Raw genomic sequence first — 25,860 nt, forward strand, 5'->3', positions numbered from 1 at the left:
TTCGAGCCCGAAGTCGCCACGCACCCGAGTCAGTTCTGCCCATCGGGACGCTCGCCGCCGTCACAGCTACCAGGCGGCAACTCCTGCGCCGCGCACCTGCACGATGCCGGCGGGCGCCAGGCGGATCTCTCCGTTGGCCAGCAGAAGCACCACCTGGGTGAGGAGTGGCTCGACCTGTCCCGAGGCGACAGGCGGAGCCGTCAGCGGAACGCTGAGCACACCGCCCGGAGGAATCGAGCCGAGGCGACGGCGTCCGAGAGCCCCGTTCACCTGGATGATCCCCGCCGACCAGTAGGTCGGGCGGAAGATCAGATCGCCGCCCGCCAGCAAGTAGGCCGTATCCCCTGGATCGCCGGAGATCAGAAGTTGAAAGCTCGAACCACCATCCGCGCTCACGGGAGTGTCTACCCGTCGCGCGGTCCCGGAGAGCTGCGTGGCGTGGCCGTTCGATCCCGTGCCCGAGTACGTCGTGGTCTCGAGGAGCTGGAGGGTCGCGCCAGAGTCCACCGAATAGCTAAGCCCATCCGCGCCGCTGGAACATGGACAGAATCCCAGGCCGCCTACCACCGGACCACCCGGGCCTCCGTAGATCGTCGAGGCCTGCACGCGCATGTAGCTCGAGCCGGTCACGCGCAGGGTGTTGTAGCCGGGTCCTCCGTCGTAGCAGCAGGTGGTACAGATACCAGAACCACACTGTCCGTACTCTCCGACCTGCCCGTTCAGCTCCGATTGACTCACGAGAACGGACGTGTCGTTCACATGAAACGTCGCAAGATCGTTCGGCGCGCCGGCGCTGCTGGCACCGTTCCCTTCGATCGTGGTGCGCACCATCGCCACGCTGTCGTTCCGGAGGAGCCAGCCGAAGCCGAAGGAAGAGTCTGCGATGATCACGGAGCCAGCGCAGTCCTCGACCGCCAGCAATCCTCCGTAGTGGATCCCGCGAATGTAGACGGTCTTTCCCGCGCCCAGATTGCGCACGCTGACCTGCAGCAGTGAGTGCGAAAGAGCGCTCGTCATCACCACGTCGACGGCCTTACCGTCTACCTGGACCCGGGTGTCGAGCGGCGCTCCGATGATGAGAAGCGTGTCACCCTCGGCCGCGGCCGCGTAGGCATCGGCGATGCTGAAGTAGTCCCCGGTGCCGTTGGCCGCGATTCGCAGGATCTCACCTGCCGCCGCGGAGGACTGGAGAGAGGCCGCGAGAGCAACACCCAGGAGGAGCAGGCGATTGGCCAGGTGACCCATTGAACGAGAGAAAGCAGGCATGGTCTGGAGGAGTAGCAGTGAGAGAATGGGCGAGGAGTCCGTCTCCACCCCGGCCCCTCGACCCCACGCATTCACAACCATCACAGGAAAAAAGGCACTTCAGCAGAATCTGTGGGTCCGATTCGCTCCAGTCCACCCGCAAGAGCCAGGTCTGCGGCTCCACGCTCCCGCACTTCGCCTTGCCCATCCCCTGCCGCGCCACGAAGCCTTCACGCGACACCGCACTCGAACAAGGGGCCAAGACCCCCCACCCGAGCCCGTGATACACGTCGCTCCGCGGCACGTGCTCCCAGACCTTGCGCCTCTGCATCGGGGACTTGATCACCTCCATCTGGAAGCGCTCCCGTCCACGGGGTCGAGGCTGGTCACTGCCTTGGCCATGGAGGTCTCCGAAGAATGTGAGGCCGACCGTTCATACCTCACCATCGAGCAAGCCTGATCTTCCTCGCGGACGAAGTCACAGAAGACGTGTGGCTCTATGGTGGGTGATGCCCACATCGAGGCCAGGAACCTATCCGTGTCAGTCTACCGAGGCGCCAAACTCCACGCCCAGCCGCCCCAGACTTCCGTACTCGAAGCCCTCGACAGGGAACCGAGGCCCCGGGCTGCCCGTGTCGCCGAGGCCGCCGGCGCCTGCTGCGACCAGCATCGGGAGCCAGTGTTCGAGCGTCGGATGCGCGAGGTGCAAGGCCGGTGCGCGCGCGGCGAAGTCCATCAGGGCATCGCGGTCTCCCCGGACGAGCACGTCACGGGCCCACGCCTCGAAATCGCTCGCCCACGCCGGAGGCAGGTCCGTCTCGGACCAGTCGATGGCACGCAGGTTGTGCACGATACCGCCGCTGCCGATCACGAGCGTATCCGGTCCGAGCTCGCGACGAAGCCTCTGGCCGATCTCGAACAGCCTCCTGGGCGAGGTTCGCGACGCGAGGCTCACCTGGAGCACGGGGACGCGGCTTTCCGGGAAGAGGTGCACGAGCGGCACCCAGACCCCATGGTCCCAGGGTCGGTCGTCCACGCGCTGAACCGCGCCGGACTCCAACGAGCTCGCCGCGAGCGCGCGCTCCACGCGATCTGCCCGGTCGGCCGCAACCGGTGCTGCGTAAGTCACCTTCTGGAGCGGACCCCGGAAGCCCCCGTAGTCGTGCAGCAGCGGCCGCGGCGTCGTCGTGCCGATGGAGACCGGCGTCCGCTCCCAGTGGGCAGAGACGATCACGATGGCCTCTGGAGCCTCGAGCGAGCGGCCCCACTCGCGCAGGTCTGCGGCGCGCTCGGGCTCGACGGCGAGCGTCGGCGCGCCATGGGAGACGAACAGTGCCGCGGGCGATACAAGCATGCTCAGACCGTACCCTCGAGCGACTCGTGGCGTTCGGGCAACAGCATCGGGAGGTCGAATCGACCGCGGCCGAGGCTGATGCGCCCCGGGCCGGTCAGACCCAGGGCGACCGCCGCGGCGGCGAGGACGAGCGGGTACTCCATGCCGCCCTGGGTCGCGTCGAAGCCCGTGTGTGCCGTGAAGGCCCCTACAAGCATCGCGAAGGCAACCGGAAGCGACGCCAAGCGCGTCAGGATGCCCGTGAGGAACGCGAGGCCGCCGAAGAACTCCGCTCCACCCGCGAGGTAGGTCGACAGCGTCGGAAACGGAATACCGATGCTCGCCATCCATCCGGAGGTGCCTTCGATGCCGTACCCGCCGAAGGCGCCGAAGAGCTTCTGGGACCCGTGGAAGACGAAGACCGCACCGGTCAGGAGGCGGAGGGACAGGAGACCCAGGTCGAAGCGTGTGACTTTCATGGTAGCTGTTGCAATGGTCAGTGTTTTAACAGGTAATAAATAGCACGAGGGCCGGGAGCGGCCTCCATGTGGAAGATCAGGTTCGCGCGGCGTCGACGAGCGCGAGGAGCGCCGACTCGAGGGATTCCAGCTCCCCCTTGGCAAGCCCCTGGAACTGCGCGCGATGAAGCTCCATCACGGGCTCGTCGAGCGCATCGACCCGACGGAGGCCCTCGTCGGAGATCCGGACGAGCACCACGCGACGGTCCTCGGTGCTGCGTTCGCGGGCCACCAGACCGTCACGGTCCATGCGATCAAGGATCCGGGTCATGTCGGGCACCCGGGTGATCAAGCGCTCGCCGATGGTCTGGCAGGGCAGCCCCTCGCGCCCGGCACCACGCAGGATCCTAAGCACGTTGAACTGAACCTGTGTGAGGCCATGGGCCTTGAATAGTTCGGCCGCGCCTCCCTGAAGGGCCTCGTGGGCCCGAAGGAGGGCCAGATAGGCGTCCCGGGCCAGTATGTCCTTGCTTCGCGCTCCCATGGCAAGAGCCATCCTCGTCCAAACGTTCGCTGTTCCAACAGCAATTATCGAAATTCCTGGAAGAGAGCCAGGGCAATGTGGCGGCACCGAGCCTGACCCAAAGCCGCCACGTTTCAGATCGGAGAGAAACCGTTTGAATCGAAACGGAGCGGCTTTGGGTCGGGTTCGGTACCGCCATTGGGGTTGCGGGTTGTGCGGCGAAGGACACTTTGAAGGGTCCCACATTTCAGCAAAGCTGCCGCACGAACTACGTAAAAGAGCCTCCTCATCAGACTATGCGGGTCTGCTCTGGCTCAGGAGGGCGTCCCATCGAGTGATAGAAGGCGGCCGCAGTACGCGAGGCGATCGAGCGGATCCGCGCCTCGAAGAGCCGTCCCACCCTCATGCAAATCGACTGACGCCCATGAACTTCTCCGAGCTCGGTCGACCCGCGCAGTACGCCGTCATCTTCGTCCTCTCCGGCGTCGTCGCCGTGCTCGTCAAGCTCGCGGCCGACATGGAGGAGAATCGCATCGCCGGCCTCGTGGCGACGATGCCGACGAAGATCCTGATCGCTTGGACGATCGTGGGCGCCGCCGCGGGGAGTCGCGGTATCGCCCAGTCGACATCGGGCATGTTCATGGGTCTCGCCGCGCTGCTCGCGGCGATCTTGGCCGTCCGGGTCCTCAGCACGCACCTCGCTCCTGCCCCACTGATCGGGGCCGGGCTGGGCGTATGGCTCGCGACGGCGACGCTTTTGGAGCGGGTGTTTCGCGGGCAGGCAGATTGACTACGGCACGAACCGTTAGAGGTCGTCGACCGCCGTGAGGAGCTCCTCGCCCAGCGACTCGAACTCTCCGACCTCGCGCAGGCGCACCATCAGCGCCTCCGCCAGCTGCCTCGCGTAGCCGATCGTCTGGGCGGGGCCGCGGCTGAAGGACTCCCAGACGCTCGACGGATCCGGCGCGGCGGAGAGGCTCGCCAGGAGCGACCGCATGTTGTGGAGCTTGTCCACGGTCTTCACCGCCAGGGAGCGCGCGTCCATCTCGGCCACGTGGTCCAAAGCAGACTGCTCGAGGAACGCCCAGCTGCCGCCCGTGCGCTCCGTCAGATCGTGAACGGCGCGCGCGACGTCCGGGCAGAAGAGCCTCTCCACTCTCTCGATGGTCCAGCCCTCGCCGTCCTCCACGACGTCGTGAAGAAGCGCTGCCTGCCGAGTCAGAACTCCAGGCCTGGTGGCGAGCTGTCGCGCATTGAAAGCGGAGGGGGTCACGGGCGCGACCGCGTCCCAGGCTACAGAGGACGCGATGCTCGAGCTCTGGACGCACGGGTTCACCGATCTGCGGGAGTCGCGGCGCGAGGCCGACCTTCCCGGAGTGGCCGGGTGACGGTGCTGCATGGCGGCTACTGGAAGGAAGAGGAAGTCCTCAGGGCACCGCGCGCCGCCCGATCGCCGCGTGCCATTCGAGGCCGCCGGGCAACGCGTCCGAGGCGAACTCCAGGTGAACCACGCGCCGACGACCGGGGCTGGACGCGCGTGAGGAGGCGTGGAGCAGCAGCGGGCGCATGAGCAGCGCGCCGCCCGCCGGTACCAGGCATTCGATCTCGCGCCCCACTGCCCGCACGCTTTCGATCTCCTCGCGGATAAGGATCCCCCCGCGGTGTGAGCCGGGCACGACGCGGAGAGGCCCGTTCGTTCCGCTGCTACCGTCCAGCTCCACCCTCACGGTCAACATCGATTCGAGGACCCCGGCGGGCGGTCGAACGCTGGGAACGCCGTCCTTCTCCGACCAGGAGGTGAATCCCGCGACCTCCCTCCGCGCCCGCACGGGAATGGTCGTGTCCTGGTGCCAGGTGACGAGCCAGTTCGCCTCGGGTGTCTTATCGAAGAGGATCGCGCGGACCGCGAACGCGCGCGCGAAGCCCGCGAGGCGAGGATCGTTGATCACCTCGGTCGCCAGCTCCCGGACGGGAGTCAGCTCCAGCCCGTCCCGGCGACCCGCGCCGACACGGATCGAGTCGAACGCACGACGAAGAGCGTGACGCTGGGGCTCCGCGATGAGGTCTTCGAGAGCGGCGAATCCGTCGCTTTCCAACAGGCCTTGCAGAGCTTCACAGGACGGATTCACGGACGCGTCGCTCTCTGATCCGCGGTCAGGGAACCATCGATCCTGGTCCAGCGCCAGTAGGACGGACCCGGATGCACTCCCCGGAAGCAGGAGACCGCATCGCCCGAGTCGAAGCGGCAACCGACCACGGAGTGGACCGTCAGCAGAATCATTTCCACGTGTGACGGCGAGATCGCTCGGCGACGAATCGAGAAGAATCGGGGCGGTGGCTCCATGGCACCTCTTCAGTGTGCCATCGAGCCCGAATCACTGACAGAGATCAGTTGAAGTCGTACACGTACGACAGCCGCGCCTTGTTGATGATCGCGTAGGACAGGTTGACGATCGCCTTCAGCTCGGGGTCATCGCGATGGTTGAAGCCGCGGAGTTCCGGCTCGCGCATCACGAAGAAGCGGCGCGTCGCGGAGTCGGTGCACTCGTAGGCGCCCGGGCGGATCATCCCCGCCAGCTCGACGTTCAGGTTCCCCGTGTAGAAAACCCTGACCTTGTCGAGGTCGGGCTCCTTCGCGAGCTCCGCCAGCGGACCGTCGCCCGCTTCGTCCAGGTACTCGTGGGCCACGAGCACCTCGTCCACGTTCATGTGGAGGAGCGGCGTCTGGATCTGATCTCGGCTGCCGAGATCGATCAGGGTGCAGTCCCGAACGCGAAGGAAGGTCTTCCTGTGCTCGTCGAGAAGCTTCGAGAGCCGCGTGTATTTGTGCTCGACGTTCCCCTTGATCAGGAAAGCGTCCGTGAGGAAGAGGTCAGAGCGAATCATGGGGTTTACCGGGTGGGGAGATCGACCCACGGGGCGCCTGACCTTGAGGCTCCTTGAAACAGGAGGGTCTCACGCCGCAGCAACCGAGGCCTGGCCGCTCGACCGGAAGAACTTTCCGATCGGAGCGACCGCGGAGGGCTACTCGAGCGAGCCCCGGATCACGCCCACCAGGTAGAGGGAGCCGGTCACGAAGACCCAGCCGCCCTCCCGGGCCCGCGCCCGGCGCACGGCCTCGGCGAGAGCCTCGCGGGGCTCTTCCACCGCCACGAGGGAGGGATGGTGCAGTTTTTCGAGCAGCTCTGCGGACGAGAAGTGCACGCCGGAGCCGGGCACCGTCGTCGCGATCAGACCCTCCGCGTGCTCCAGGATCGGCGCCGCGAGCGCGGCGGCGTCTTTCTCGTGGTGGACGGCGAGGACCGCCCAGAAGGGCCCACGGTGCTCGGCCATGGCCTCCTGCAGCGCCATCTCCACCGAATTCGGAACGTGCGCCCCGTCCATCACCACGGGGACGTCCTCGAAGAGGCGCCTTTCCATCCGGCCGGGGAGCCGGGACGCCGCGATGACGTTCCCATCGACCTGCGCATCCACCGCTCGGCGCTCGCGCAGCGCCTCGATCACCGCCCTGGCGATCCGAACGTTGACCTCCTCGAACGTTCGATCCTCCGGGCTCCACGCCATGGTGTAACCCGCCACGCCGCGCTCGCTCGCGATGCCTTGGAGCACGAGCCCTGCCTCGGAATCGGGGTCACAGCCGGAAACGAAATGACAGCCGGACTTGACGATGCCGCCCTTTTCCCTGGCGATCGCGCCGTGGGTCTTCCCGAGGATGTTCGTGTGCTCCAGCGCGATCGTCGTCACCACCGCGACCTCGGGGGACGGGATCACGTTCGTGGAGTCGAGGCGCCCGCCAAGTCCGACCTCCAGCACCGCGAACGTCACGCCCGCGTTCCGGAACGCGACCAGCGCCGCCGCCGTCATGATGTCGAACCAGGACGCCTCGCCCGCGACTCGGCCCGCGGCCTGCTCGGCCTCGACCACGTCCAGCACCGCCGTGAGCGCGACACCGAGCGCGCTCTCGTCGATGTTGTTGCCATCCAGCCGCACGCGCTCGGTGATCGACTCGACGTGCGGCGACCCGTAGGTACCGACGCGCTCACCGGCCGCGATGAGCGCGTGGCTGACGAGGCTCGAAACCGACCCCTTCCCCTTGGATCCCGCGACGTGAACGAGCCGGAATCCCATCTGGGGATCGCCGAGTTCACCGAGGAGCGCCGTGACAGGATCGAGGTCGACGCGCCAGCCGGTGCTGCGGTCGCGTCGCTCCCAGTTGATACGCGCGTTCAGGCGCGCGACGGTGGCATCGAATGGGGTCTCAGGCATGGACGAAAGCAGCAGAGCCGGGGGCGGCGCGACAATATGCGAGTTCCCGGCCTGATTCACCCATGGTCAAAGCTCTGAAAGTCACGTTCGGAAATACAAGTTCCTTCGGCTTCCACATCCTGGATACCCAGGGGAAACACCATGAGCGAGCTGCACCACCGGATCAAAGTCTTCGTCTACCGGTTCAACGAGGCGACACCGAACTACCTGCTCTTGAAGCCCGATCAGGGACTCGAGGCGCTCTGGGGCCCGCTCCGGGGCGAGCTAGGGTTCGGCGAGAAGCTCGAGTCCGCCATCCGTCGCAAGGTCGCTTCCGACCTCGGCGTCAACCGACCAGGGCAGCTTCTGGACCTCGACATGCCCGGGCGCTGGACGCTCGGCGACGAGGAGATCATCGAGTGGACCTTCGGCTTCCGCACCGCGGCCGACATCCCGCCCGATCGGATCGAGGCGTCGATCTCGCCCGCGTGGCCGGGCCACCGCTGGGCTCACTTCCAGGACGCCTACTCCAGCCTCGGCCTCGAGCCCGACCGAGCCGCGATGATGCGGCTGCACACCAAGGTGCTCGCCGCCTAGACCGCAGCCCGATGGGGCATCAGAGAAAGGCGAGGGCCGGATACGAATCGCCGAGCACCGCCACCGGATTCACGCCGAACATACGCTCGATCACCGTCGTATAGACGGACCGGAAGTCGGTCGTGAAGGACACGTCGCCGTCATCGAGATCGGTGAGCGACGGATGCGCCCCGTAGAGGCCGCCCTTGACCTGGTCGCCGAACACGAACATCGGCCCGGCCTTGCCGTGGTCGTGCCCCTTGGAACCGTTCTCGGCCACGCGCCGCCCGAACTCGGAGAACACGACCACCACCGTGTTCTTTCCGGCTTCGGTGCGGCGTAGGTCTTTCAAGAATGCGCCGAGCGCCGCGCCCAGCCCGCCCATGTTGCGGTCGTGCTGGATCAGCTGATTCGTGTGCGTGTCGTAGCCGCCTTCGAGCACGGAGAAAACGCGCGTTCCGACGCCACCGTTGATGAGCGCCGCCACGTCCCGCAGCGAAGCCGCGAGCGCGTTGCCCGGGTAGTCGACCTCGGTCTGGTAGGCGATCGCCGCCCCACGGACGCGCGCGGACGACTCCGTCGCGTCGTCGAGCGTTTTGCGGAGCTGTCGCAGGGCCGCGTCGCGTCCGGAGTGGCGCGGTTCGCGCTGCACGGGTTCATCGGCCGTCGAATCAACGTCTGGCTCGTGCTCGCAGATCGCCGAACCGCCCATGGCGTACACGTCCTGCTCCCCGAACCAGCGGTACGCCGTCGGCGAGGCCACGGCCACCGGGGGGTGCGTGGACGAAAAGACCGAGTACGGCGCGCGGCCCCCGAAGTGCACCACCGAGTCGGGTTCGGGCTGGTCGCCCCACGCGGTCGCGCTGAGCTTGCCGATCCACCCATCCCCGGACGCCCGGCCGCGGTGATCGCCGGTGTGCCAGATCTCCATCGATCGAAAGTGCGAGCGGATCGGATCCGGGTAGCCGCACCCCTCCACGATGGCGAGACGGCCCGCGTCGAACTCCGCGCGGAACGCGCCGAGCCTCGGGTTGAAGGCGCGATACTCGTCCAGCGGCAGCAGCTCCGTACGCTGGTGGGCCGTGGTCTTGCGGTGCCGGTAGAGTTCGTCGTCACCGTGGGGCACGATGGTCGAGAGCCCGTCGTTGCCTCCCGAGAGCTGGATCATCACGAGCTGCTTGGAGCCCGGCGGCAGATCGCTGGCGCGCACGAGGCGACCGAGCCCGAAGGTCCGCGGCTGCAGGGACGGAGCGAGAAGCCCCAGGGCTCCGGCGCGGAGCACGCGCCGCCTTGAGATAGGCCGCGAAATGGGTTTCGACATGGGTGACCTCAGTGGAGCTGGGCTTCGGGCAGGGACAGGATCAGGTGACAGAGCTCACGCAGCAGAGGTTCGCTCACCTTGGCGCTGGTGAAAAACCTGGAACCCCCGTGACCGGCCGCCTTTCGCAGGCTGTCGAGGCGTCCCTCGAGCATGATCAGCGTCTCGGCCGGTGGCTCGATGGCCAGTAGACGGTCGCTCAGAAGCGCGACGATCTCGGCGTTCGACGCCGGCTTCTGCGCGCGAAGCCACCTGAAGATGGCGGCGCTCGGCTTGTACTTGGCGTCCTTCAGCAAGCGCGTCAGCCGACTCATCTCGTCGCGCTTCGACTGCTCGCTGCTCATGGTCGCCATCTCCTCGGCGGACATCTCGTCCATCATGCCTTCGTGGCCGAGATCCTCGAGCATGCGCTCGGTCTCCTCGCGCACCGCCCTGCGATCGATCCGTCCGAGGAGTGCGCCCGCCACGTTTCCGCGCAGCATGAACGACGCCGTCGAAATCCAGGCGATGCCTTCCTCCCAGCCCTTCACGTTCGGAGGTCGGAAGAGGTTCTGCCCCAGCGACGAAGCCGCTTCCACGAGAAAGCCGGGAGGCACTCCCCCACCGAAGCGCACCGCCGAACCGACGACGTAGTCGATGGGCGAGCTGACGCGCGCACCCACGACTTCCGGCCGGTAGAAGGCCGGATCGAGAAGGAGCGTGCGCATGAAGTACGCGATGTCGTAGCCCGTTCCGCGAAGCCGCCCGGCATAGCGTTCCAGGCGCTCGGGCTCGGGCGGAAGACCTTCCATGTATTCGATCAGGCTCCCCGCGATGAAGCGGGCGCAGGCGGGCTGAGCCAGAAGGATGGTGGCGAGGTCGTCCGGTCCGTGCTGCCCCTCGACGCCGAGGATCGTCTTCATCCGGCTGTCGTGATCCTTCCTCTCGAAGCGGTAGTCCACGTCGTCGCGATCCCGCGCCACCCCCGCGCCGGTGAGCGCCCGCGCCGCTTCCTGCACGTCGAGTTCGGTGTAGCCGCTGCCCTCGCCCAGACTGAAGAGCTCCATCACCTCGCGCGCGAGGTTCTCGTTCGGCTTCCCTTTCTTGTTCTTGTCGTTGCTCAGGTACACGAGCATCGCCGGATCGCGAAGCATCGCGCGCAGGAGCCCCTCGTAGCTACCGAGGGCCCCGCGCCGAAGCACGTTGTGCTGGCGCCCGATCATGCCGGGCTCGCGCACCGTCTCGTAGGAAGAGGTGAAGACGCCGTGCCAGAAGAGCGTGAGCCGATCCCGCAAGGGATCTTCCCCGCGGACCATCCGCCGGACCCAGCCCGCGCGCAGCCTCGCGAACTCCGCCGCGTAGACCCTGCGAATCTCAGCCCGGTACGCGCGTCGCTCGTCGATCGTGCGCTGCTCGAACTCGACGGGGTCGATGCGCGGTCCGCGATAGACGAAGGGCCCCGCGATCGTCTGCTCGGCGAGCGGGCGCGGCGCCAGGAGGTAGTCGACGAGGGCTTCAGGACCGGCCTCGACCCAGCGATCGATCTCCCCGGGCCGGATGCCGAATCCCGCGCGATTCCAGACGTGCTCGACCTCGCGGGGGCCCCAGGAAAAACCGGTCTCGTCCGAAGCGCCCGAGGTCTCCAGGGCCGTTCCTCCCGCGCCCGTCGGGCCCGCGAAAGCGCTGACGTCGGCGGCGCAGAACAGTCCGAGACAGGAGATGGTCACGGAAACGAAACGCGCCCGCTTTGGATTGGCGTTCAAGTCGTTCATCACCCCTTCACCGTAACGACCGCCAGCGATCTGGGGTTAACTCTCCACGGCCTCTGCCCTCTTCGGCAGCGCACGCACGTGAACATCGCGCTGCGGGTACGGGATCGAGATGCCCTCCGCGTCGAACCTGAGCTTCACACTTCGGCGAAGTTCGCAGCAGGACCCGAAGTACTCCTTCGTCGGGACCCAGGCGCGGATCGAGAGGTTCACCGAGGAGTCGCCGAGGGACGTCACCAGAACCTGGGGCTCGGGATCGGCCAGCACGTGCTGGAGCGACTTCGCGACCTCCATGGCCACGGCCTCCGCCCTGGCGATGTCGTCGTCGTAGCCGATGCCGACGGTCTCGTTCATGCGGCGTCGGTCGTTGGCCGTCGCGTTCCGAATCACGTCGCCCCAGATCTTTCCGTTGGGGATCGTGAGGCGCTGGTTGTCGAGGGTCATGAGCGTCGTGGAGACCAGCGTCATGGAATCGACCGTGCCTTCCTTGCCCGCGACCTCGACGAAATCGCCCACGTCGAAGGGTCGATAGGTCAGGAGCATGATCCCGGCCGCAAAGTTCCCGAGCGTGTCCTGGAGAGCGAAGCCGACGATGAAGCCCACGACGCCGACGCCCGCGATCAGCGGCGCGACGTCGAGCCCGAGATTCTGTAGCGCCAGGATGAGGCCCAGGATGAACACCACGTTCGAGACGGTGTTCTCGATGAAGGCCTTGAAGAGTTCGCTGGCGTTCTTCGCCGAGCGGGCGACGGCTCTGCGAACGATTCGCCCGGCGATGCGCGCCAGCACCTTGGCGATGATGAGGATGAGCAGGAAGAGCAGCAGGCGACCCGCCACGCGCGGCCCGTCCTCCAGGAACCAGCGCTTGAGCGTCGGGACGGGGTCGGAAAAGAGGCTGCGGACCTCGCGCTCCACGCCCAGCTTGGCGCCCTCGAGGCCGGAAGCCTGCGGGGACGGCGTGGCAGCGTCCTCGGTCGCCGCCGGGACGCTGCGCTCGCTCGAAGGCCCCTCGCTCGCTGGAGCCCGTTGAGTCGCAGACGGACCCGAATCCTGTGGCGGAGCCTGGCCAGAGGCATCGCGCGCCATCCCGAGAACGAGCGCCATGACGAGGAAGGACAGAAGTGCGACGCGCCGAACGGACGCACCCATGGCAGCGATGAAGCGTGAGCGGAGAGGAACCATGCGCCCCAGCCTGCCGGATCGCGCGCTCCCTTTCCGCCCAGGGCCGCTGGATTTGACCGACCGGCTTTCACATCCGCGACATGATGCCGGACGAAATGGCCGCTGACGGGGCGCCTGCTTCCGGTCGCACCACCGCCGCTCACCCGGTACCGTTCTCCCCCATGAGCCACACCGCGCCCATCGATCTACCCGCCTTCCTCGATCGCCTCCGGGCCGAGGGGGAACTCGTCGAGGTCGAAGCCGAAGTCGACCCTCGCCTGGAGATGGCCGAGGTCCACCGCCGCGTGATCGCCGCCAACGGCCCCGCGATCCTGTTCAAGCGTCCGAAGGGCGCGGCGTTTCCGGCCGTCACCAACCTCTTCGGAACGGCCAGGCGCGTTCGGCTTGCCTTCGGAGATCGACCGGAGGACGTGGTGGCGCGCGTGGCTCGCCTGCCGGAGGAAGCGCTGCCTCCGACGCCGGGGAACCTCTGGAAACAGCGCAGCCTGTTCGCTGCCCTCGCGAAGGTCGGGCTCAAGCGGGGGCGCGGCGGCCCGGTGACCGAGGTCATCGAGACGAAGCCGGACCTCAGTCGCCTCCCTGCCCTGACGACGTGGAAGCGGGACGGCGGCCCCTTCGTGACGCTCCCGCTCGTGCTCACCGCGCACCCCGAATCCGAGGGGCTCAATCTCGGGATGTACCGCGCCCAGGTCTTCGGTGACGGCGGCGTGGGGATGCACGCCCAGATCGGCAAGGGCGGCGGCTTCCACCTGGCGGAGGCCGAGCGCCTGGGGCAGAGCTTGCCGGTCCATATACACGTCGGCGGACCGCCGGCCCTGGTGCTCGCGGCGATCGCGCCGCTGCCGGAGAACGTGCCCGAGGTCCTGCTCGCGAGCCTCGTCCTCGGTAAACGGCTCGATCTCTGCCCCGCGCAGGGCACGTCCCTGCCCCTGGTCGCTCGCTCGGAGTTCGTGCTCGCCGGCCAGATTCAGCCCGGGGCGCGGCGGCCCGAGGGCCCCTTCGGCGACCACTACGGCTACTACTCCGAGACCCACGACTACCCGTGGTTCCAGTGCGACCGGCTCTACCGCCGGAAGAACGCCATCTGGCCCGCCACCGTCGTCGGCAAGCCACGCCAGGAGGACTTCTTCATCGGTGACTACCTCCAGGACCTCTTGCTGCCGCTCGCGAAGGTCGCGATGCCCGGCGTGCTCGATCTGTGGAGCTACGGGGAGACCGGCTATCACGCGCTGGCTGGCGCGGTCGTGCGCGAGCGCTATCGCCGCGAGGCCATGGTGTCTGCGTTCCGGATCCTCGGCGAGGGCCAGCTCTCGCTGACCAAGTTCCTCCTCGCCACGGACCGGGCCGTCAACCTGCGCGACTTCAAGGCGACGCTGGTGCACATCCTCGAGCGCGCCGACTTCCGCACGGATCTCTTCGTGCTGTCGAACCTCTCGATGGACTCGCTCGACTACGCGGGGCCGAAGATCAACGAGGGCAGCAAGGGCGTGCTCCTCGGGCTCGGCGATCCGATCCGGAACCTCCCCACGGAGTTCGTGGGTTCGCCCGCGAAGCCCGCGGGCGCCGTCGCCGTGTTCGCTCCGGGCGCGCTCTGCGTGGAGTGTCCGAGCCATGCATCGGAGCCGAACGCAGCCGCCGCCATCGCCGCCGACCCCGCCTTCGCGGACTGGCCGCTCGTGGTCGTCGTCGACAACGCAGCGCAGGCGAGCCACAGCCCGATGAACTTCCTGTGGACCACCTTCACGCGGTTCGATCCGGCGCGCGACCTGTACGCGAAGTCGATCGACCTCGTGCACCACCACACGGCGTTCACCCCACCCATCGTGATCGACTCGCGGATGAAGCCGGACTACCCGGAAGAGCTGTTCTGCGATCCGGACACCGCGGCGACGGTGGAGCGCCGTTGGAGCGAATACTTCCCCGGTGGCCGCGTCGAGATGGGCGACTCCGATCGAGCGCACCTGACCTCGTAGACAACGCGCTCACAGTCTGCAAGATTTCATGTTGCAGACTGTTCGACGTCCCTGGCGCATCCGCTGACGCGGATGCGCGTCGAGCCAGCGCAATTCTGGCTCCGGCCCTCAGTTTCCGAAGGTGATCTGAAGTCCGTTCGTGAAGTTGGAGCCCGCTCCGTCCCGGTACCAGTACTGGAAGTTCCAGATCGGCGTCGTCAGGTCGACGACCTGGGGAGGTGCCAGCTGCAAATCGACCACCCCGTGTGCTTGCCCCGCGGCGTCGGTCGCGTAGACCTGCTTGGAGAAGCGAAGGATGCTTCCCTGGAGGCACAGGGATCCCTGGGAGATGGGGTGCCGTCCCTGCTCGAGGCTGCTGAGGAGGAAGCCGACGCTGCCCAGCGGCAGATTCTCTGCCTGGAGGTGCATCTGGTTGTCCGCTCGCCGGAAGCTTCCGCCGAGCGACAGCCACGCGCGCTCGCCCGACGTGTTGACCTGGCTGTGGCAGTAGATCATCGAGACGTAGCGGGAGTACTCCGCCTGGATCTCGTTGAGGCGCAGGGCGCGATCCACGATGTTCAGGGCCGCGATGTCTCCCTTGGATTGGGTCGCGAAGAGCGGAACCACCCCTGGGCCGCCGCTGCCGCCCACGGCGCCGTCGGGCGCGAAGAGGGACCAGGTCCGGTTCAGACCACAGTCGACGCCCGGCGCGAACACCCGCGCGGCTTCGAAGCCGTTGATGTAGACGATCAGGTCGCCGGACCCGTAGTAGACGGCCGCCAGGTGAAGGAACTCGAGGGGCTGGACCTGGGGAAGATCGATCGCCACGGCCGACGAGTTCGCAGACAGCGTGCCGCCGATGCGAACCAGCAGATCGTCGCGGTTTCCAGGGGCGAGATCGTCCCCGATCTCACCCGCGTCACCCATCGTGAACGAGAGTCCAGCCTCTCCGTCGCCGACGTCCAGAAGGACGATGTTCTCTTCGAGCGGAGTGTCGACCAGGCGGTACCACATGGCGACCGTGAACGGCATCGGCGCGGACGAGGCAGAGGTCGCGAACTGAGGAACCTGACCCACGAAGCGGAGGTCGCCCGAGAAGTCGACGATCCGAAGAGCCTTGCCGGGTGTGCTCGACGTACCGTGGCCCGCGCTGTCGACCACGAGCAGGTCCTGGAACGGGTCGACGTCCACGGCCTGAAAGGTCAGGTCGTCGAGGGACTCCGAGTACCAATTCGTTCCGTTGGATGGCGGTGAGACGAGCCCGGCATCCGCCCGAAACTTCGCGGTCAAACGCGAGGAGACAGCGGGCGGGCGGTGGTCGTTCTCGACGCTCACCTGAATGGCGTTGAGCTCCTGCGCGAGCGCCGCCGTCTCCCCGGGAAAGGCGTTCGAGAGATCGACCAGCTCTTCGGGGTCGATGACGAGGTCGTACAGCGCACCCAGGCGGTACTTGTAGCGACCGCGCCTGACGGCCTGGAAACCGGACTTGTCGGAGAGGTGAACCACCCGGGACGGATCCTCGGGCTGCCCTTCCAGCACCGCTCCGACGTCATGGCCGTCGAGGGTGATGGTCGGGTCCAGCGTGGCACCCGCAAGGGCAGCCACCGTGGGGAAGAGGTCCGCGATGAAGAGCGGTGCCGCCTGGACCGCACCCGCAGGAACTCGTCCTGGCCAGCTGGCGCAAGCGGGGACGCGCACGCCGCCCTCCCACGTGGTGCCCTTGCCCTCGGAAAACGGAGCGTTGCTGCCGTCCTGGTAGGGGTTGCGGTTGAACGTCGCTCCGTTGTCGGAGAGAAAGACGACCAGCGTGTTTTCGCGCAACGCAAGGGCACTCAACCGATCGACGAGGACGCCCACGGAGGCATCGAGCTCCTCGACGGCGTCACCGTAGTCCCTGCCGTCCGCGCTGATGCCCTGGAACGCCGGGCTGGCGGCCGCGGGCTCGTGCGGTGCGGCGTAGGAAGCGAGACAGAAGAACGGCTCGCCCGTCGCGGCGCTTCTCTCGATGAAGTCGAGGGTGCGCGTCGTGACATCGAACGCGTCGTAGCGCTGGTCCGGCTCGTACTCCAGCGTGTCCTGCACGCTATCCCTGAGCACCAGAGGGATTCCCGTCGGTCCCCAGAGGATGCCCCGGAATTCGTCGAAGCCCTGGCTCGTCGGCTGCTGCTCGGGAGCATCGCCGATGTGCCATTTGCCAAAAGTCGCCGTGCGGTAGCCGACGGTCTTCAGCACCTCCGCCAGCGTCACCTCGGCCGTGTCCATCCCCCTGGGTGCCCATGCGCCTATGGGCTTGGGCAAGCCGACGCGCTGGGCGTAGCGCCCCGTCAAGAGCGCGGCACGCGACGGCGAGCAGGTGGGATGAGCGTAGAACGAGTCGAGTCTCATCCCGCTCGCGCAGAGATCGTCGATCCGCGGCGTCGCGATCACCTGCCCCCCGAAGGCGCCCACGTCTCCATAGCCCAGGTCATCCGCAAGGATGATCAGCACATTCGGAGGCGCAGGATCTCCCCCAGGAGCGACCAAGCCCGCCTCGCCGAACGGGCACAGCGCCGCGAGCGCGATGAGGGCCTGAAAAGGGAGGGATTTGATTCGGGGCATCGTGGCGGGAGAAGGAGACGGGCCGCGTCTCACTCTGGTTCGGCGACTGCGTCAGGCGGCCAACTATTGTGCCCGGCAGCGAGCAACGGTGCCGGGTTGGTCGCCGGAGAGTCCCAAAGACGAACATGGTCGAGCTCTCGATCCGTTCAAGGTTCCGTCATGACCATCGGCGAGGAAGTGCCGCTCCCTGGTCCGACGCTCGGCTCGAAGTCGGTCGCGACGAAGCACGCCGCCCAACCCGGATCTGCCGGGCAGGGCGCGGTAGGGCGGGCCAGCTCCCATCCATTGCACCAGCGAGATGCTCACTCCGTGGTAGGCTGGTCCGCTCTCGCCCCTTTCCCTGCATCCCTGAAACGCCACCAGGATTCGATCGCGTCTCCCCACTCTCCATGAACTTAATCTCACGCGCCCTGGCGCTTTCTGCCTGCACAGCGCCCGCCCTGGCGGACGTCACGTTCGTTGACTTCTCGTCGACCGCAGGGCTCACCCTCGTCGGTGGGGCCAACCAGTCGGGGAACGCGCTGGAGCTGACCGCCAATGCCACGAACCAGGTCGGGGCTGCCTGGGCCTCGACTCGCCAGAACGTGACAGCGCCGTTCAGCGTGGAGTTCACGGTACGACTGACGGGCACCGGCGAGGGCATGGCGTTCGTCATCCAGCGAGATGCCGTGGACGCCATCGGCTTCGGCGGGGAAGCGCTTGGGTACGGCGGTATCACGAACGCCGTCGCGATCGAGTTCGACACGTTCGGCAGCCTCATCCCGCAGGACCCCTCGGACAACCACGTCTCGATCCAATCAGGAGGCGCAGGCGCGGTCAGCCCGAACATCGGCCAGTCGCTCGCGGAAACCTCGACGCTCGTCGACCTCAACAACGGCAGCATCCGCACGATTCGGATCGAGTACGTCCCCGGACTTCTCCAGGTCTTCGTCGACAACGCCGTCACGACGCTCCAGGTCGAACTCGATATCAACAGCCAGCTGAGCCTCTCCGACGGCACGGCATGGGTCGGGTTCACGGCCGGTACCAGCGGCGTCACCCAGCGCCATGAGGTGCTGTCCTGGACGTTCGACGAGCAATCGTCGGTCCCCACCGGCAACGTCGCTCCGGCCGCACCGGTCATCTCGGAGCCCGCGTCGTCCTCCACGCCGTACAATCCGTTCGACGTGCACATGGAGGCCGGGCCGTTCGTGGATGCGAACAACGACGCGCACCTCTGCACCGACTGGGAGATCTGGACGATGAACCCGTCCGAACTCGTCTGGCGCACGGACTGTATCGCCGGTCCGACCCGCGTGCACTCTCACCTCGGCGACGGCGTGTTCCTGGGCTCCCACGCGGGACGCACCGCGCTCGTGCCGCTCAAGAGCTTCCGCTTCCGCGTGCGTTTCCGCGACGACAGCGGCGATCCGCTGACCGAGTGGGGCACGTGGTCCGAGAAGACGTTCCAGACCGGCGCCGAAAGCTCTTTCTATCCCTACGAGACCGAGGACATCGTCGGCAACCCCGCGCCGATCTGGAAGTTCGCGGCCAGCACCCTCGAGCCGGTCCTTCAGCCCGCCAGTCCTTCCCCGCGGATCGTGCTTGAGTCTTTCGACAACCAGGAACTCCTCAGCATCGAAGCGAACGACGGAATGACCAACACGGTGATCAACGGCCCGGAGCTGGCAGATCACATCGATGCCATGGTCCGCGTCGAATCGGGCGGCGCGGCTCTGACCCTTGCGGAGACCGACCTCATCGTCGTCGATCACGAGTGCCAGCGGACTCGAATCCTGATTCCCGCGATCAGCCTCCCGCCGAACTCCTTCGTGCGCTACTGGATCTCGTCGGACGGGGCCACCTGGGTCGCCCAGGGAGGCCAAACCACGCCTGACTTCACCACGCTCGCGAGGGGCCTCTCTCTCCCCTGGGTCGCCGCCCAGCCCGGATACCAGATCGAAGTCGTCGCGAGCGGGTTCCGACTCCCCGTGAACATCGAGTTCATTCCGAACGCGGGCGACCAGCCCGGCGATCCCTTCGCCTACATCTCCGAACTCTACGGCACGATCAAAGTGCTCAAGAACGACGGCAGCGTCGGCATCTACGCGTCCAACCTGCTCAACTACAACCCGACCGGCCAGTTCCCCGGTTCCGGCGAGCAGGGCCTCGGCGGCATCGCGATCGACCCGGTGACGGGCGACGTATTCGCGGGCATGCTCTACGCCCAGGGCAACCCGCATTACCCGAAGGTCGTTCGGTTCTCCAGCACGGACGGTGGACTGACCGCCTCCTCGCAGACGACCATTCTCGATATGTCAGGCGAGTCCCAGGGCCAGTCGCACTTCATCTCGCACCTGGAGATGCTGGACGACCGGACCCTGCTCGTGCACATGGGCGACGGGTTCGTCGCGAGCACGGCTCGCGACCTCAATTCCTATCGCGGAAAGATCCTGCGCATGAACCTCGACGGAACGCCGGTGCCCAGCAACCCGCTCTACAACGGGGGCCAGATCACCGCGCGCGACTACATCTACGTCTCCGGCGTGCGCAACCCGTTCGGCGGCCGTTTCCGCGACTCCGACGGCTACCACTACATGGTCGAGAACGGCCCGACGGTCGACCGCTTTGCGCGGATCGTCCCCGGTCGTGACTACCTTTGGGCAGGTAGCGATAGCCAGATGTCGAACTTCGCGCTCCACAACTGGGCACCTTCGACCGGCCCGGTGAACCTTGCGTTCATCCAGCCAGGCACCTTCGGCGGAAGCGGCTTCCCCCAGACCAAGTGGGACCACGCGTTCGTATCGGAATCAGGCGCCACCTTCGCCTCGGGCCCGCAGAACCTCGGCAAGCGAATCACCGAGTGGGAGATCGACGCCCAGGGCAACAAGATCGCAGGGCCGACGACGCTCGTCGAGTACGCCGGTACGGGTCGCGCCTCGGTGGCCGGACTCTCGGCCGGTCCCGATGGTCTCTACTTCACGGACCTCTATCGCGATTCCGGCAACAACCCGACCGCGACGGGCGCGAACCTGCTCCGCATCCGATGGATCGGCGCCGACCTCGGCGAATGCGGATCTCTGGGTCAAAGCTACTGTGGCCCCGCGGAGCTGAACTCCACGGGCCTTCCGGCAACGATCCGTGCTCGCGGCAGCGAGAACGTGATGGACAACGACTTCATGCTCGACGTCGAGCAACTGCCGACGAACTCGTTCGGCTACTGCCTGGGTTCCAGGACCCAGGGCTTCGCGGTGGCCCCTGGCGGGAGCAGCGGCAATCTTTGCCTCGGCGGTACGATCGGTCGATTCGTGGCCCAGGCCCAGAACTCGGGAGCTTCCGGCACGTTCAACATCACGGTCGATCTCGCCAACATGCCGTCGCCCCTGAGCTCGGTCACGGTGGGCGAGACCTGGAACTTCCAGGCCTGGTTCCGGGACTTCCAGCTGTTCGTGACGTCGAACTTCTCGGACGGCGTCAGCGTGACCTTCCAGTAGGAATGGATGGATCGATGGACCGACGATCTCGTCGGTCCCGATGGCGGCGGCCCGCTCATGGGGGGCCGCGCCCGCGTGCGCTACCGCTCACCACCAAGACGTCGATCTGCCCTTGCGCACCCGTGAGCGCCCATCCGCCCCGGCGGCATGGGAGTTGCCGCCCTCGGCTGACACGAAGGATCCCCCAGGTTCGACTGTCCTACACCATCGCCCAATATGCCCATCAACATCTCCCCCATCACGCTCCTCGTGACTTCGCTCACGCTCTCCTCCGTCGCTCTCGCCGAAGATGCAAGGATCACCTGCACTGGCACCGTGGCCTCCGTGGTGAACGGCGGCGTCGCCACGCAGCCGTTCGCGAACGCCACCGTCGGAGACGCGGTCTCCATCACCTTCGACGTCGAGATTGGCTACGAGCAATCTCTCGGGACCATCGACTACCACGTGAACTGGCCCACGAGTTCGATCTCCATCGGTAGCGCAAGCGCGGGCGTGGCGGATTCAGAGGGCACGATGTTCCTGCTGAGTGACGACCTCTTCTCCTTCGATCAGTTTCAGTTCCAAGCAGCACTCAGCGCGGATCCGAGCACGACCCTCCAGCTCTCCCTGATGGACTCCCAGTCGCTCAGCCTGAACAGCCAGGACGTGCGCGACCTCTACGGGACCACTTTCCCCCTCGCGGCCTGGACAACGACGCGGTTCCGGATGGAAAGCCCCCAGGGCTCCCTGCAGTTCACGCTCACTTCGGTCGTCGTCAGCCCAGCACCGGGCGGCCTCGCCGGCACGCCTTACTGTGCGGGTGCGCCGAACACGACGGGGGACGTCGGAACGGTCACGGCCTACGGGCTTCAAACCCCGGGGGACAACGACCTCACCCTGACCGCGACCGGCCTTCCGACCTCCAGGTTCGGATACTTCATCGCGAGCCAGACCCAGGGCCTCGTGGTCGGTGCCGGCGGTAGTTCGGGCAACCTCTGCCTCGGGGGGTCGATCAGCCGCCTCAAGGATCAGATCGCTCGATCGAACGAAGGTGGCCAGATCGTCGTGGCGCTCGATCTCGGCGCGCTTCCGAGCCCGGCAGGCCCACTTTCCGTCCAGGCGGGCGAGACCTGGAACTTCCAGCTCTGGCATCGCGACTTCTCGATCGCGACCGGCGTGACGTCCAACTTCACCGAGGCCCTCGCCGTCACCTTTCAGTGAGAGGATAGAGGGCAGCTCTTCCGCTACTCGACCAGCTTGAGTTTCACGCGGAAGATGCTTCCCTTGCCCGGCTGACTCTTCAGCTCGACGCTTCCGTCCATGGCCTGGGCGAGGTGTTTCACGATCGACAGGCCAAGTCCCGTGCCGCCCACGGCACGGGACCGCGCTTTGTCCACGCGATAGAAGCGCTCGAAGATGCGCGCTTGATCCTCGACGGGGATTCCCACGCCGGAGTCTTCGACTTCCAGGATGGCCAGCTTCCCGTTTCGCTGGACACGAACGACGATCTCACGATCGTCCGGGGTGTACTTGAGGCCGTTATCGATCAGATTGTCGATGACCTGGGTCAGCGCCTCCTGATCCGCGAAGACCCGCACCGAACCGCTGCAGGAGTCCGCCCGAAGCGTCTGCCCGCGAAGCTTCGCGGTCTGTTCGTGGCGCCTGATCGCTTCCTCCACCACCGCATGCAGGTCCACGGGCCGCAGGTTCAGGAAGCCAGCCTCCGCCTCGATCCGCGCGAGACTCAGGAGATCGGTCACGAGGTGATTGAGGCGCAGCACGTTGCTCTCGATCTTCTCGAGGAAGCGAACGTTGTAGTCGTCGTCGTCGATCGCCCCATCGAGCAGCGTTTCGACGTAGCCGCGGATCGAGGTGAGAGGCGTCTTCAGCTCGTGGCTCACGTTCGCCACGAAGTCCCGCCGGATTCGCTCCAGGCGACGGATCTCGGAGACGTCCTCCAGCACGACCACGACGCCGACCGAGTCCCCGTCCTGGAACCGGTGGGCCTGCGCGCGAACGACCGCGTCCTCGTCGGTCGAGCTGAGTTCCAGCTCGCACTGCGCCGCCGAGTCCGAGCGCCGAGCCGTCGCCAGCAGAGCATCGAGGCCCGCGATCTTGACCTGCTCCCAGAGCCTGAGCTTCGAACGCTTGCTCGGCTCGAACCCCGGAGCCGTGCTATCGAGGTGGAGCATGCGCCGGGCCGCGTAGTTCGAGAACGTGATGCGATCGTCCTCGTCGACCGCGACGACGCCTTCGATCATCCCCGCGACCATGGCGCGGAGGCGCTCCTGACCGGCGGTCAGCTCGGAGACGCGCTGACTGAGATCGAAGCCGAGCCGATTGAGCGCGCTCGCCATCTCCCCCAGCTCGTCTCGTCGCGCTCCGGTCTTCGGCAGCGAGACGCGCGCGGCATAGTCTCCGGCGCCGAGCGCGTTCACGACGCGTCGCATCCGATCGAGCGGATAGGAGACGCGCCGCACGATGAAGGCTCCGACGACCAGCGCGAGGATCGACGCGAGTCCTGCGCCTGCCAGAATCAGCCTGGCGACCGCGGCTTGGTCCTTGTCGATGGACTCGAGGGCCACAGCGATCCGAACCACGTCCCGTGGCGCTTCGGTCGCGCCGGGGGCATGGGCCACGTAGAGAAGTTCGCGGCCAATCGTGGCACTGCGCCTGCGATCGACGCCAAAACCGCTGCGGATCGCTTCCCGGACCTCGGGCCGTGCGCCGTGATTCTCCATACCGTCGGCATCGGCGTCCGAGTCTGCGATCACGCTGCCATCGGCAGCGATGACCGTGATGCGTCGTCCCGTCGCCGCCGCCACCTCGTGCGCGCGCCGCATGACCGTCGCCGGCTCAAGCCCCGGCCGGGTCCCGTCCACGAGATCGGCGAGACAGACGAGCTGATTCCGGAGCGACGTTTCCATCCGCTCGCTCAGGTCCTGGCGGTATTCCCGCAGGACGAGGAACCCGGTCGCACCTACGGTCGCCAGGATGACGATCGCGTAGGACATGAAGAGCTTCCAGAAGAAGCGAGATCTGAACACGGTGGCGTTTTCTTACGGAGTGCGGAGCCCTTCGACCCACTTGTAGCCGACTCCACGAACCGTACCAATGACGGCGCCGAGGTCGCCGAGCTTCTTCCGAATCGAGCTGACGTGAACGTCGATGTTTCGATCGAGGATCACGACCTCGCCGTCCGTGAGGCGCTCGACCAGCTCTTCGCGGGCGTAGACGCGGCCCGGGTGCTTCGCGAGGGTCCACATCAGGCGGAACTCCGAGCGAGTCAGCTCGACCAGAACCCCGTCGACCTCGACCTCGTGACGCTCCCGATCCAGCACGATGCCGTCGGATTCGATGCGGGTCTTGGCCTCCGTGACCGTCGTCCCACGGCGAAGCACGGCACGGATCCTGGCCACGAGTTCGCGCGGGCTGAAGGGCTTGCGGACGTAATCGTCAGCGCCGAACTCCAGGCCGAGCACGACGTCGCTCTCCTCGCCCTTCGCCGTCAACATCACGACGGGAATCGACTTCGTGCCGTCATCGGACTTCAGCGCCTTGCAGACCTCGAGCCCATCGAGGCCGGGCAGCATGAGGTCGAGAAGGATCAGTCCGGGACGACGTCGCTGGGCCTCCGCGAGCCCCTTTTCACCGTTCCGCGCCACGAGCACGGGATATCCCTCACGCTCCAGCGTGTACTGGAGCAGTTCAACGATGTCGGGATCGTCTTCGACGATGAGTACGGATTCTTTGGCCATGGGGGTGCCGCTCTCTGGGCGCCGTTCCCGAGGGAGATCTTCGAGAGGGGGCGCCCCTGGAAGGTTCAGGTTCGGCTGCGGACACTAATTGGCGAATATAAAGATCCCGTTGGGGATGCTGTAGGATTCCGCTGGAGCCTCGGGATTCGCTCCCGGCGACGGCCCGGGATCGGCCTGGAACGGCTTTCAGGGACGCCGTCACCCCTCGACGCCGAACTCGTAGAAGCCTCCATCGCGGAGCGGCGGGGTGGCGTCGGCGGGCAGGAGCATCGTTCGCACTGCCCAGAGATCACGGAAGATCCGATACTCCACGGCTGTCTGGTCCAGGTAGGCCACGCCCGCGCTGCCGCCGGTTCCGGTGCGTCGGCCGATCACGCGCTCGACCATCCGTGCGTGGCGCTGGCGGAAGATCACGAACGCCTGCTCGACCTCCAGGACGGCGGCGAGCACCTCCCGCGGCCAGGCGAGAAGCGGAAGTTCGCGGTACGTCTCCAGGAAGAGAATCGCGGCGCGAACGAGGCCGACCCGGTCCGCCGGCGCGGCCCCCTCGCTCGCGGTAGCACCCGGTCGAAGGAACGCTTCGACGCCAGCGCGCTCTCTCTCGTAGACGGCTTCGAGCCGCGCGCGCTCTTTCTCCGGGTGGTCGCTGGCGCCCTCCGCCACGGCGCGGGCGTGATCGCGGCTGCGCGCCACGACGCCTGCGTGGGCTTCGAGGTAGCGTTCGACGAAGCCGTCGGGATCCGTGTCGAACTTCCCATCGGCCTGGCGGGCCGCGTCGATCGGCGTCCGCGCGAGCCAGCTCTCCAGCGCCTCCTTGAACGTCGGCGTATCCGCCATCGTGGCTTCGACGCGCGCGAGCGCTGGGCTGGAGCCGCCGCCCGGTGCGTGCAGCGCCGTCAAGTGACTGCCCGGCGGACCGAGGGCGATGCGCTCGGACTCCGCGAGCCCGAACATGATCTCGATCTGGCGAAGCTGCGCGCTCTGGAATCCGCTCGCGGGCATCAGCTTGTCGCGGAACGCAAGGTACGCGCGCGTGCCGATCGTCTCGACGACGGCGAAGTGCTCGGTCGCCACGCGGAAGATCGTCGCGATACGGCGGAGGCGCTCGACGACGCCGGACAGCTCCTGCTCGGCGACGCGTGGAGCAGTAAAGAGATCGCGCGCGCTCGTGAGCTCGCGCAGCACCACCTTGAACCAGAGTTCGTAGACCTGGTGCACGGTGATGAAGAGGACTTCTTCGTTCGCGAGGCCCGCGTCGGAGCCCTCGAGCCCGCTCTGAAGGGCGAGGATTTCCTCGACCTGGATGTAGTCCCAGTACGTTGTCGCCTTGATCTCGGTGCCCATTCTGGCGAGGAGGATAGCAGGGTGAGACCCGTGACCGAATGGCGGTTCCGATAGACCGCCTGCCGCGCAATCCCCCTCCCTCGACCGCGGCAGGTCGTGCGGCGCCCCCATGTCTCCAAAGAGAACTT

The 25,860-nt window shown here is 66.8% G+C and carries 20 protein-coding genes; 5 read left to right on the forward strand and 15 right to left on the reverse strand.

All coding sequences use genetic code 11. The features are described from left to right. Nucleotides 1-66: 66 nt before the first annotated feature. From Poly30_RS25045 to Poly30_RS25060, 4 genes are all read right to left on the reverse strand, one after another. Complete coding sequence (locus Poly30_RS25045; protein WP_145204153.1) at nucleotides 67-1,266, reverse strand: hypothetical protein; 1,200 nt, start codon at nucleotides 1,264-1,266, stop codon at nucleotides 67-69. A gap of 520 nt (nucleotides 1,267-1,786) precedes the next feature. Then, a complete protein-coding gene (locus Poly30_RS25050) occupies nucleotides 1,787-2,599 on the reverse strand; it encodes a DODA-type extradiol aromatic ring-opening family dioxygenase (RefSeq protein ID WP_145204156.1) in 813 nt (270 codons plus the stop codon). 2 nt (nucleotides 2,600-2,601) lie between these two features. Further along, entirely contained in the window at nucleotides 2,602-3,057 is a 456-nt protein-coding gene (locus tag Poly30_RS25055) for a DoxX family protein (RefSeq protein ID WP_145204159.1), read from the reverse strand. A 76-nt stretch (nucleotides 3,058-3,133) separates the two neighbouring features. Further along, on the reverse strand, nucleotides 3,134-3,580 hold the full coding sequence (locus tag Poly30_RS25060) for a MarR family winged helix-turn-helix transcriptional regulator (protein ID WP_419190646.1): 447 nt from the start codon (nucleotides 3,578-3,580) through the stop codon (nucleotides 3,134-3,136). Between the two features lie 403 nt (nucleotides 3,581-3,983). On the opposite strand from Poly30_RS25060, the gene Poly30_RS25065 reads away from it, so the two are divergent. After that, a complete protein-coding gene (locus tag Poly30_RS25065; protein ID WP_145204164.1) occupies nucleotides 3,984-4,349 on the forward strand; it encodes a hypothetical protein in 366 nt (121 codons plus the stop codon). A gap of 15 nt (nucleotides 4,350-4,364) precedes the next feature. On the opposite strand, the gene Poly30_RS25070 is transcribed toward Poly30_RS25065, so the two are convergent. The 4 genes from Poly30_RS25070 to Poly30_RS25085 form a co-directional block, all read right to left on the reverse strand. Next, a complete protein-coding gene (locus Poly30_RS25070; protein ID WP_419190647.1) occupies nucleotides 4,365-4,832 on the reverse strand; it encodes an HD domain-containing protein in 468 nt (155 codons plus the stop codon). 154 nt (nucleotides 4,833-4,986) lie between these two features. After that, on the reverse strand, nucleotides 4,987-5,655 hold the full coding sequence (locus Poly30_RS25075) for a phytanoyl-CoA dioxygenase family protein (RefSeq protein ID WP_419190648.1): 669 nt from the start codon (nucleotides 5,653-5,655) through the stop codon (nucleotides 4,987-4,989). A 292-nt stretch (nucleotides 5,656-5,947) separates the two neighbouring features. Beyond that, on the reverse strand, nucleotides 5,948-6,445 hold the full coding sequence (locus Poly30_RS25080; RefSeq protein ID WP_145204174.1) for a DUF6812 domain-containing protein: 498 nt from the start codon (nucleotides 6,443-6,445) through the stop codon (nucleotides 5,948-5,950). Nucleotides 6,446-6,583: 138 nt separating this feature from the next. After that, the gene (locus Poly30_RS25085; RefSeq protein WP_145204177.1) at nucleotides 6,584-7,825 is read right to left on the reverse strand and encodes a bifunctional folylpolyglutamate synthase/dihydrofolate synthase; all 1,242 of its coding nucleotides are present in this window, start codon (nucleotides 7,823-7,825) and stop codon (nucleotides 6,584-6,586) included. A gap of 141 nt (nucleotides 7,826-7,966) precedes the next feature. Between Poly30_RS25085 and Poly30_RS25090 the strand changes: the two genes are divergently transcribed. Beyond that, entirely contained in the window at nucleotides 7,967-8,401 is a 435-nt protein-coding gene (locus Poly30_RS25090) for an NUDIX hydrolase (RefSeq protein WP_145204180.1), read from the forward strand. 19 nt (nucleotides 8,402-8,420) lie between these two features. On the opposite strand, the gene Poly30_RS25095 is transcribed toward Poly30_RS25090, so the two are convergent. Genes Poly30_RS25095 through Poly30_RS25105 form a run of 3 tightly spaced genes read right to left on the reverse strand, consistent with a single transcriptional unit; the run spans nucleotide 8,421 to nucleotide 12,628 of the window. Next, nucleotides 8,421-9,701 carry a DUF1501 domain-containing protein gene (locus Poly30_RS25095; RefSeq protein WP_145204183.1) on the reverse strand — a complete coding sequence of 427 codons (1,281 nt, stop codon included), beginning with the start codon at nucleotides 9,699-9,701 and terminating at the stop codon, nucleotides 8,421-8,423. A gap of 8 nt (nucleotides 9,702-9,709) precedes the next feature. Beyond that, nucleotides 9,710-11,449 carry a DUF1800 domain-containing protein gene (locus tag Poly30_RS25100; protein WP_145204186.1) on the reverse strand — a complete coding sequence of 580 codons (1,740 nt, stop codon included), beginning with the start codon at nucleotides 11,447-11,449 and terminating at the stop codon, nucleotides 9,710-9,712. Between the two features lie 36 nt (nucleotides 11,450-11,485). Beyond that, entirely contained in the window at nucleotides 11,486-12,628 is a 1,143-nt protein-coding gene (locus tag Poly30_RS25105) for a mechanosensitive ion channel family protein (protein WP_145204189.1), read from the reverse strand. An 80-nt stretch (nucleotides 12,629-12,708) separates the two neighbouring features. On the opposite strand from Poly30_RS25105, the gene Poly30_RS25110 reads away from it, so the two are divergent. Further along, on the forward strand, nucleotides 12,709-14,601 hold the full coding sequence (locus Poly30_RS25110; RefSeq protein WP_419190649.1) for a UbiD family decarboxylase: 1,893 nt from the start codon (nucleotides 12,709-12,711) through the stop codon (nucleotides 14,599-14,601). A gap of 108 nt (nucleotides 14,602-14,709) precedes the next feature. Here Poly30_RS25110 and Poly30_RS25115 read toward each other — a convergent pair whose 3' ends face one another. Continuing rightward, nucleotides 14,710-17,067 carry a sulfatase-like hydrolase/transferase gene (locus tag Poly30_RS25115; RefSeq protein WP_419190650.1) on the reverse strand — a complete coding sequence of 786 codons (2,358 nt, stop codon included), beginning with the start codon at nucleotides 17,065-17,067 and terminating at the stop codon, nucleotides 14,710-14,712. Between the two features lie 500 nt (nucleotides 17,068-17,567). Here Poly30_RS25115 and Poly30_RS25120 point away from each other — a divergent pair, with 500 nt between their 5' ends. Both Poly30_RS25120 and Poly30_RS25125 read left to right on the forward strand, forming a co-directional pair. Then, the gene (locus Poly30_RS25120) at nucleotides 17,568-20,651 is read left to right on the forward strand and encodes a lectin-like domain-containing protein (RefSeq protein ID WP_419190651.1); all 3,084 of its coding nucleotides are present in this window, start codon (nucleotides 17,568-17,570) and stop codon (nucleotides 20,649-20,651) included. A gap of 216 nt (nucleotides 20,652-20,867) precedes the next feature. Beyond that, nucleotides 20,868-21,851, forward strand: coding sequence for a hypothetical protein (locus Poly30_RS25125; RefSeq protein ID WP_145204198.1), 984 nt, complete (start codon nucleotides 20,868-20,870; stop codon nucleotides 21,849-21,851). A gap of 23 nt (nucleotides 21,852-21,874) precedes the next feature. On the opposite strand, the gene Poly30_RS25130 is transcribed toward Poly30_RS25125, so the two are convergent. The 3 genes from Poly30_RS25130 to Poly30_RS25140 all read right to left on the reverse strand — a co-directional run bounded on the left by Poly30_RS25130 (nucleotide 21,875) and on the right by Poly30_RS25140 (nucleotide 25,732). Continuing rightward, nucleotides 21,875-23,677, reverse strand: a complete 1,803-nt coding sequence (locus Poly30_RS25130) for an ATP-binding protein (RefSeq protein WP_145204201.1) — start codon at nucleotides 23,675-23,677, stop codon at nucleotides 21,875-21,877. A 12-nt stretch (nucleotides 23,678-23,689) separates the two neighbouring features. Next, nucleotides 23,690-24,388, reverse strand: coding sequence for a response regulator (locus Poly30_RS25135; protein WP_145204204.1), 699 nt, complete (start codon nucleotides 24,386-24,388; stop codon nucleotides 23,690-23,692). Between the two features lie 198 nt (nucleotides 24,389-24,586). Then, the gene (locus tag Poly30_RS25140; protein ID WP_419190652.1) at nucleotides 24,587-25,732 is read right to left on the reverse strand and encodes a tryptophan 2,3-dioxygenase family protein; all 1,146 of its coding nucleotides are present in this window, start codon (nucleotides 25,730-25,732) and stop codon (nucleotides 24,587-24,589) included. Nucleotides 25,733-25,860 lie beyond the last annotated feature (128 nt).

This window comes from Saltatorellus ferox (assembly GCA_007751475.1).
GTDB lineage: Bacteria > Planctomycetota > UBA1135 > UBA1135.